Consider the following 810-nt stretch of genomic DNA (forward strand, 5'->3'; position numbering starts at 1 on the left):
TACTATTTTGCGCAAATAAGGATTGGCTTGTAGTCACGAGCTTGTGATCAGCTTGCTTGCTAGCCTTGATAATCAAACACATTTGGAAAAGGTATATGTCAGAATTACACCCTTCTTTACGAGAAAATGTCCGTTTGCTTGGTGAGTTGTTAGGGCAGAATATTGAAGAACACCTTGGTTCGGAGTTTGTGGCGAAGTTGGAAGCCATTAGGGCTGCGGCAAAGCAGGATCGTGAAGCTGATGCGGGGGATGCGCATCCAGAACTTGTTCGTTTGCTTCAGGACCTGGGGGACGATGAGATGTTATTTGTTGCTCGAGCGTTTAACCAGTTTCTTAACCTGGCAAATATTGCTGAGCAGTATCATGGGGTAAGACGGAATCGCACCGATAGAGAAGACGGTTTGGAAACCTTTGACCAACTGCTGGACCGTTTGAAGGCCTCAGGTACCAAAGAAGAAGACTTGGCAAGCTTGCTTGAAGATATGAATATAGAGTTCGTATTGACGGCTCACCCCACTGAGGTTACACGTAGAACCTTGATACTTAAGTATGAAGCCATTACTGAGTGCTTATCTGAGCTGGATCGTTCCGATCTTAATGATTTAGAGCAGAAGCGTATTTGTGAACGTTTGAATCGCTTGGTTTGTGAAGCGTGGCATTCAGACGAGATTCGTCAGGTCAGGCCTTCGGCCGTCGACGAAGCAAAGTGGGGCTTTGCAGTAATAGAGAACAGTTTATGGACCGCCTTACCCGAGTTCTTACGTGAGTTTGATGCAGCGGTTAGCGATAAATTTGGTATTCAACTACCCC

The 810-nt window shown here is 45.9% G+C and carries 1 protein-coding gene; it reads left to right on the forward strand.

Translation table 11 applies throughout. The annotated features are described in order from the left end of the window. Positions 1–95: 95 nt before the first annotated feature. On the forward strand, positions 96–810 hold a 715-nt coding region (locus tag A3766_RS01040; RefSeq protein WP_156508585.1), incomplete at its 3' end, for a phosphoenolpyruvate carboxylase.

Source organism: Oleiphilus sp. HI0132 (genome assembly GCF_001635845.1).